Below are 237 nucleotides of genomic sequence, written 5' to 3' on the forward strand. Positions count from 1 at the left end.
CGCCCTGCGGACCGTTCTCCGGCGTCAGTCCGGTTTTTGACGCCCGCAGGCGCTGCGCAATAGCGGTGAGCGCGGTGTCCTGGCCCACCACACGCTGCTGTAACAGGGTTTCCAGATGCAGCAGCTCCGTCTGTTCGTCTTTCATTAATGAGGAGAGCGGCACACCGGTCCAGTCGGCAATGACCTCCGCCACCATCCGTACATCGACATCCGGGCACAGCAGCGGGCTGTTCTGCT

Annotated in this window: 1 protein-coding gene; it reads right to left on the bottom strand. The window is 62.9% G+C overall.

Features of this window, described 5'->3' with window-relative positions; all coding sequences use genetic code 11:
- The coding region (locus tag AAIR21_RS28230; RefSeq protein WP_434682889.1) for a hypothetical protein at window positions 1–237 on the bottom strand (237 nt) is incomplete at both ends.

Source organism: Enterobacter sp. PTB, assembly GCF_051130085.1.
Lineage (GTDB): Bacteria > Pseudomonadota > Gammaproteobacteria > Enterobacterales > Enterobacteriaceae > Enterobacter > Enterobacter ludwigii.